Source organism: Patescibacteria group bacterium, from assembly GCA_018896645.1.
In the GTDB taxonomy this organism is placed as follows: Bacteria; Patescibacteriota; Patescibacteriia; order UBA2591; family JABMQE01; genus JAHIMF01.
The window spans coordinates 1-7,678 of sequence record JAHIMF010000083.1 but is presented as its reverse complement, the minus strand read 5'-3'; the positions used below and the strand labels follow the sequence as shown (position 1 = coordinate 7,678).

Genomic DNA, 7,678 nt, shown 5'->3' with positions numbered 1-7,678 from the left:
TTCATAGGATTGAGATTATAATAATTTGTTAAAATGATTACAAAGTTGTAATCCAATTATTATATCCTCAACCCCACGAAATTTCAAGGGGGGTGGTAAGTTTTATACCAAAGTTAGCATATAACTGTTAATTATCTTATCACAGTTCAAGTCGTGCAAATTGAAAAAGGGCAAATTATCGCTAACTTTGGCGATAATATTGATTAAAAATTACTTTTAACGCAACGCTAGTGGCCGGTATATTAGACAAAATCAAAAGGTCGAGTCTAAAAAATTATATTTTAGGAGGTCAATAAGTGAAAAAATCAGAAATGGATTGTGAGACGACATATCTGCTCTGTCCGGACAAATCATGTAGGTTGTTCTTTGATAAAACGCAGGCAATTCCGTGCGAAAGAATGTGCCCACGTCAAGAACAACTGCGTAAAATCATTCTCTGTGGTGGTTGCCAGGAAACAATCATCCTTCCTGGAGCCCACAGCACGATATCTCGAGTAGATCATAATTGTCCAACCGGTTGTAGGGCGGGCAACTTTCAAAGAATGAGCGGCAAATACCGATTAATGTATGAAATGCCGACATCGTCTTAGCTGGCTCCATCCCCAGGGGATAATCATAACGAGCCAGCTAATTTTTTATAATATAAAAAGAGGCGCCTTACTAATTTGGCTTGGCGCCCCTAATGGTTTTGCCCTTATAATTAAGCCCTCCTGGCTTGTTCAACTGTCTCGTTCCCACAAATCGGATAGGGCTCTCCAAACTTTTGGTTTGCGAGATGGACCAACTCCCATAACATCCAATGATCATATTTGGTTTCCCAATACGGATCCCCTCGCAAGCAACGTCTCTCTCGGGCCTCAAACATCAATTGAAACGCGTCTTTATTACCCTCTCTGTCCGAGCGAAAACAGGGAGGCATATCAGGATGAATAACCCAGTGATGATGAGCGCAAAGGATGATACCATTATCTGGTCCATTCACCTTGAACTTCTCGCCTAAATTAGAATAATGTGATGACCAACCTCTTGGGATAATGTGATGGAGATGAAGCGGTTTGGTGGCTTTACACCGCGTCCAACGACCATTATGAAGCTCGTAGAACATACATTGATGACCATCGCGTCTTAAAAACCATGGTCTTTGCTTTTTTCGATGAAATCCACACACCTTCTCCTTTGTTTCCCATGTTCTCTTTTTTCTTTCCACTTACTCCTCCTTTTTGGTTTGTGGTTGTCTGTTGAGCTTGCTTCTTGGAGAATGCTACATCTTACTACAATATATTGTCTTTGTCAAAAGTTAAACTTCCTTGCCAAAGAACTTTTTTTGTTTTATACTTATATTAGAGTCTGGAATTTTAAATGTGGGGTGTGGGGTTCGGCGCGGTGTTCTGGATTCCAAATTCTAACCTCTAAATTCTAATCAACCCATGCAAGCTTTATATCGTCCAATTTTAAAACGCGCCCTGGGTATTACTTGGCGCTACCGGCTGTTATGGCTTTTTGGTTTTTTTACTGCTTTGGCTGGTAGCGGGGGAGAGTATAATTTTATTATTTCTCAAATAAAAAAATTAGGTGAACAAAACACCCTGACTGACAACGTGATAAGTGTTTTTAGGGCGGGTCTGGCTATGAATTTCTTTGCCATTTTTAATTCAAATCTCCTTAACCTTTTCTTGATTGCTGGTTTGGTAATCGTTTTGGCTGTTATGTTTATCACACTGGTTGTTTTTTCTCAAATTATCTTGATTAAAAGCGCGGAGCGAATTGAGAAAAAGGAGCCTGTGGGTTTCAAAAGTATTATAAGGGTCGATAGGGGTTGTTTTTGGAGGATTGTTGGTTTAAATGTTGTTTTCCAATTAATTATTGCTGTTCTGGTATTTTTGGGTGGTTTAGATATCTTAGTGCTCACTCTTGTTAAAAATACGCCCATTTTGCTACCAGTGGGCGTCTTACTCCTTGCGGCTTTAATTTTCTTCATTGTTTTATTAAGTTTTATTATGCAGTTTGCCAGCCGTTATATTATTATCAGTAATCAACCGATTATTACGGCTATTAAAAATGGAGTTCAGCTTTTTAAAAAAAACTGGCTTATTAGTTTGGAGTATGGTTTTGTTTTATTTATAATTAGCCTTATAATTAACGGTATTTTAGCTTCCCTTTCGTTTTACGCTTTTAGCTTGCCTTTTATTATCACCCTATTAGTAACCCAGGGGGCTCTTTTTCAAAGCCTTTTATCAGCCGCGCTTTTTGTTGTTTTGTTGATTAGCGCTTTAGTGGGTTCACTTCTTTCGGTTTTTTATTATGCCGGCTGGACATTACTTTTCATCCAACTAACAGATGCCCGGAAAGAATGTCTTAGTAAAATAAAAAGGATTAGCTTGTGGTTTCGAAAGACGCAATCTAATTAATTATAATAGATGTAAATAAATTCATAGATTTAGGTTTTGGGTGTTAATATCCTGTTGTCAAATTATTAAAAGGGGGTTTTAACCTGTTAGTAAAACTTTAATAAAAACCAAAAATAAAATCCCTGCCTGTGGGATTTGTTTATTTAATAACTTTTTACACACACTATTGACCATGGCTATCACCAAGTTAACAACCCCTGGTCAACAACCCTCTCTTTTTACTCACTCAACTGCCCCCACCCCAGGCACCGCAAATAGGGCTTTACATTTAAAAATTAATAATATAAACTTAGATAATCCACAAGCCTACCACTATCACCACTATTTATATATAACTAATTTATTAATAATAATCACATGAAATTTTCATGCCTTCAGGAAAACTTAAACAAAGGGTTATCTTTAGTTAGCAGAATAGCGAGTGGAGGTAATACTACTCTGCCCATTTTAAGCAATGTTCTTTTAGAGGTTGCTAAAAGCCACATTAATTTAAAAACAACAAATTTAGAAATTGGCATCCAGACCGTGATTCGAGGAAAGGTTGAAGAGGAGGGGAGGATCACTGTCCCAGCCCAACTCTTTGCTAATTATATCAACCTTTTACCAAACAAGCAGATTAATCTTAACCTGGAGAAAAACGATTTACTAATTTCTTGTGAAAATCAAAAAACAAAGATAAAAGTCGTTGAGGCGACAGATTTTCCAATTATTCCCGGGGTTGAAAAAGAAAAAGGCTGTATTTGTAAAAAAGACGAACTAAAACAAGTTATTAGCCAAGTTGCTTTTACAATTATTCCCAATGAAACCAGGCCAGAGATTAGCGGCGCTTTATTATATTTTAATGGTAATAAGGACAAAAGTAAGTTTTTTATCGTGGGAACAGACAGTTATCGTTTAGCAGAAAAATCATTAGGTTTTAAGTATGCGGAGAAGACCAACCAAGACTCCCTTTCAGAACAACAGGTTATAGTACCCCACGCCACCCTTCAGGAATTAACCCGGGTATTGGACCAAGATGATACAAGTGAAGAGGTGGAGATTTATTTCTCCGAGAACCAGATTCTATTTTCTGTTAGTGAAACAGAATTAATATCAAGAATTATTTCTGGTAAATACCCAGACTATAAACAGATTATTCCCGAGAATTTCAAAACTAAAACAATTATTAATACCAGCGATCTAATTATAGCGGTCAAGGGGGCAAGTTTATTTGCTCAGTCTGGGATGAACGATGTTAACTTAAAATTTATTCCTTCCAAGAATCAATTAGTGGTTTCTTCGGTTAATTCCCAAACAGGTGAAAATATTGCTCGGCTAAAATCAGACACCACCGGTGAAGAAAACACTATTACGTTTAATTATCACTACCTGCTTGATGGCCTACAAAACATAGGAACAGAACAGGCCACCCTTGAAATTATTGACAGTAATAGTCCGGGCCTAATAAAACCCATTGAAGACGAAAGTTATTTATATGTTATTATGCCGATAAAGCAGTAAGTCATTAAAGCATAAAAACATTAAATCATTAAAACACAAGAACACCTAATGTCGTTTCAGTTAATTGGTAAGCTTTTACCTAAATCAATTAAAAGGGCTGGGCTTTCACGGCAAGTTGAAGCGAGTTTGATTTGTAGTGAATTTGATAATTTAATTAAACATGTTTTCAGCCCCCAAATATTGAATCAGGTTAAAGCTATGTATTTTCAAAACAACACATTAACAATTGCTGTTTTAAACTCTACCTTAGCTCAAGAGATAAAATTAAGAGAAAGGAAAATTATCGGCAAACTTAATAATAAGTTTGGCAAAGACGTGGTTCTGGGGTTGAGGTTTTTGATGTAGCTCTTGTCCTTGACAGATCCCATTGATATGCTATAATAAATATAATCTACAATGCAAAAATTGTAGAAAACCAGCTGGTTAAAAAACGGTATCAAATGGTCGAATGGCTGGTAGATTAACAAGTTAAGAGATCCGTCTACTTTTAGTGGATGGACGATGCGAGAACTAAAGATATGGTAGCGAAAGTTTCATCAGATCAACAATTTGTTGAGTATGTAATCAAAGAATTGGTTGATCACCCAGAGGATGTCTCAACAGACCGCAAGGTTGACGAAATGGGAGTTTTAATCACCCTTAAGGTCAACCCAGAGGACATGGGCCAAGTTATTGGTCGTTCTGGCCAAAACGCTCGCTCTCTTCGAACTTTACTTCGGGTTGTTGGCGCAAAAAACAACGCTCGGGTAAACCTGAAGATTGAAGAGCCAGAAGGTGGCAGACAACCCCACCAGAGATCAACCGACACTACTTCGCGAGACGCTGTCGATGACCTCAAACTCTAAAAATTTGTCGTAAAATTGCGATAAACCGGAAACCATGGTAATATATTACTATGGTTTTTGGTTGATACAGCCACGAATATGAAATTTGATATTATCACAATTTTCCCTAAAATATTTGATTCTTATTTTAACGAGAGTATTATTAAACGCGCCCAAAAAAAGAAAAAGATTAAAATTAAAGCTCATGACTTACGAGACTATACTACCGATAAACACAAGACAGTTGATGATAAGCCTTATGGTGGCGGCGTTGGCATGGTGATGAAGGTTGAGCCGGTTTACAGGGCGTTGCGGGCGATCAAAAAAGCAAAAAAGCAAAAAAGCAAAAAAGCAAAAAAGCAAAAAAGCAATCGAACGATACTGTTTACGCCTGCTGGTAAAACCTTTAATCAGAATATGGCACGGCGATTGACAAAATACAAAAGAATCACAATGGTTTGTCCCCGGTATGAAGGACACGACGCCCGGATTGAAAAACTTGTTGATGAAAAAATTTCTATTGGTGATTATATATTGACTGGCGGCGAGATTCCTGCTATGATAGTTGTTGACGCAGTCACTCGCCTATTGCCCGGAGTTTTAGGCAAAGACGAGTCTATTAAAGACGAATCGTTTTCACAAGAAGGTTATATAGAATATCCACAATATACTCGACCAGAAAATTTTAAAAACATGAAAGCTCCAAAAGTTTTACTTTCTGGGCATCATAAAAAAATTGCAGAATGGAAAGACGGGTGTAGTAAAAACAAACCCTGATGAAGCTGTTAATTATTAATTATCGCTTTCCTTGACATAATTTTTTAGATAGTATATTATATTAACTACAGATTGATAACTAAGAATAGGGGGTTTATTAGCTCTTTATTAGAAAAAAGGGAGATGATTCTATCCAGATTCCTGACTGCGGGCTATGAGACCGCGCCTAGATCTGGATAGCGGCTGGTTGAGTAGAATCCGGGTGCTTTACCTACAGCCGTAGTGATAGGGGCCGGAATATAAATTGTATCACAAGTCATCTCCCCCTATTTTTAGTTATAAATTGACTGCACCTTAAAAATTAAATATTCAAGTTGTTAAGCATTGAGCATCATTCATGGTGTATTCAATGCTTGCAGATATCTATTCTTTTGAGGTAATGAGCTGATTTTTCAATCACTTGTTATCCCTAAGTCATTTTTGTAGTTTGGACTTAAAATAAACTACTAATGCTTAAAGGTTTTCATCTTATAGGTGATTAACTTTTTTATTGAGAGTTTGATCCTAGCTCAGGATGAACGCTGGCGGCGTGTCTAAGGCATGCAAGTCGAGGGCCCCGGTTTTACCGGGGACCGGCAAACGGGAGAGTAACACATTGGTAACCCACCCTAAAGACAGGGACAACCCAGAGAAATTTGGGCTAATACCTGATGGCCCCAGCACACAAATTGCGTGCTGGGTAAACGGTTAAGAGCAATCTTTTCCGCTTTGGGAGGGGCCTATGGGCTATCAGCTTGTTGGTGGGGTAAAAGCTTACCAAGGCTATGACGGCTAGCGGGTTTAAGAGGATGACCCGTCTCACGGGGACTGAGATACTGCCCTGACTCCTACGGGAGGCTGCAGTCAAGAATCTTCCACAATGGCCGAAAGGCTGATGGAGCGACGCCGCGTGCAGGAAGAAGCCCTTCGGGGTTTAAACTGCTTTTCTAAGGGACGAATATTTGACGGTACCTTAGGAATAAGCCACTGCTAACTCTGTGCCAGCAGCAGCGGTAATACAGAGGTGGCAAGCGTTATCCGGATTTATTGGGCGTAAAGCGTCCGCAGGTGGTTTTAAAAGTCCGAGGTTAAATCCCAAGGCTCAACCTTGGGACCGCCTTTGATACTATAAAACTAGAGGCTGGGAGAGGCAAGCGGAATGGCCGGTGTAGTAGTAAAATGCGTTAATATCGGCTAGAACACCAAAGGCGAAGGCGGCTTGCTAGAACAGTTCTGACACTCATGGACGAAAGCGTGGGTAGCGAATGGGATTAGATACCCCAGTAGTCCACGCTGTAAACGATGGATACTAACCATTGGAAGTATCGACCCTTCCAGTGTTGTTTTAAATAAGCTAACGCGTTAAGTATCCCGCCTGGGGAGTACGGCCGCAAGGCTAAAACTCAAAGGAATAGACGGGGACCCGCACAAGCGGTGGAGCATGTGGTTTAATTCGACGATAAGCGTGGAACCTTACCAAGGCTTGAAATGATAGGAGTACTCTGGTCGAAATACCGGAGGACCGTAAAATCGGAACCTATCACAGGTGCTGCATGGTTGTCGTCAGTTCGTGCTGTGAAGTGTACCGTTAATTCGGACAACGAACGCAACCCTTACTCTAATTTACAATTCATTAGAGGACCGCCTCGGTTAACGAGGAGGAAGGTGGGGATGACGTCAAATCAGCATGGCTCTTACGTCCAGGGCTACACACATACTACAATGGCCGATACAATGGGTTGCTAAGTCGCGAGATGGAGCTAATCCCATCAAAATCGGCCTCAGTTCAGATTGAAGGCTGCAACTCGCCTTCATGAAGTTGGAATCGCTAGTAAACGCATATCAGCCACGGTGCGTTGAATACGTTCTCGGGTCTTGTACTCACCGCCCGTCACACCATGGAAGTTGGCAATGCCCAATGCCTCGCAAGGGGTTAAGGCAGGGTCAATGACTGGGGTGAAGTCGTAACAAGGCATCCCTAGCGGAAGCTGGGGATGGATCACCTCCTTTCTGGAGATCCATTTTTATGAAAGTAAAAATACAATCTTCGTCGACAGGGATGTCGTTTTTACCACTTTTGTAATGTCAACGGTCCCGCCCTAACCAGGGCGGGATTTTTGTGAAGACTTACAATGAAATTCTTGATTTATTGCCCGTATGCGGTATAATCAACTCATTAATTTTTGTTCT

Annotated in this window: 6 protein-coding genes and 1 rRNA gene; 6 read left to right on the top strand and 1 reads right to left on the bottom strand. The window is 39.8% G+C overall.

Going from position 1 to position 7,678, the window contains the following annotated elements; all coding sequences use genetic code 11:
* Window positions 1–700: 700 nt before the first annotated feature.
* Window positions 701–1,105 carry an HNH endonuclease gene (locus KKD20_06085; GenBank protein ID MBU4332653.1) on the bottom strand — a complete coding sequence of 135 codons (405 nt, stop codon included), beginning with the start codon at window positions 1,103–1,105 and terminating at the stop codon, window positions 701–703.
* A 322-nt stretch (window positions 1,106–1,427) separates the two neighbouring features.
* On the opposite strand from KKD20_06085, the gene KKD20_06080 reads away from it, so the two are divergent.
* The 6 genes from KKD20_06080 to KKD20_06055 all read left to right on the top strand — a co-directional run bounded on the left by KKD20_06080 (window position 1,428) and on the right by KKD20_06055 (window position 7,498).
* Complete coding sequence (locus KKD20_06080; protein ID MBU4332652.1) at window positions 1,428–2,408, top strand: UPF0182 family protein; 981 nt, start codon at window positions 1,428–1,430, stop codon at window positions 2,406–2,408.
* 357 nt (window positions 2,409–2,765) lie between these two features.
* Entirely contained in the window at window positions 2,766–3,908 is a 1,143-nt protein-coding gene (gene dnaN, locus KKD20_06075) for a DNA polymerase III subunit beta (GenBank protein MBU4332651.1), read from the top strand.
* A gap of 48 nt (window positions 3,909–3,956) precedes the next feature.
* Window positions 3,957–4,253 carry a DUF721 domain-containing protein gene (locus tag KKD20_06070; GenBank protein MBU4332650.1) on the top strand — a complete coding sequence of 99 codons (297 nt, stop codon included), beginning with the start codon at window positions 3,957–3,959 and terminating at the stop codon, window positions 4,251–4,253.
* Between the two features lie 173 nt (window positions 4,254–4,426).
* Window positions 4,427–4,753, top strand: a complete 327-nt coding sequence (locus KKD20_06065) for a KH domain-containing protein (protein ID MBU4332649.1) — start codon at window positions 4,427–4,429, stop codon at window positions 4,751–4,753.
* Between the two features lie 78 nt (window positions 4,754–4,831).
* Window positions 4,832–5,509 carry a tRNA (guanosine(37)-N1)-methyltransferase TrmD gene (gene trmD / locus KKD20_06060; GenBank protein MBU4332648.1) on the top strand — a complete coding sequence of 226 codons (678 nt, stop codon included), beginning with the start codon at window positions 4,832–4,834 and terminating at the stop codon, window positions 5,507–5,509.
* Between the two features lie 486 nt (window positions 5,510–5,995).
* A 16S ribosomal RNA gene (locus KKD20_06055) occupies window positions 5,996–7,498 on the top strand.
* Window positions 7,499–7,678 lie beyond the last annotated feature (180 nt).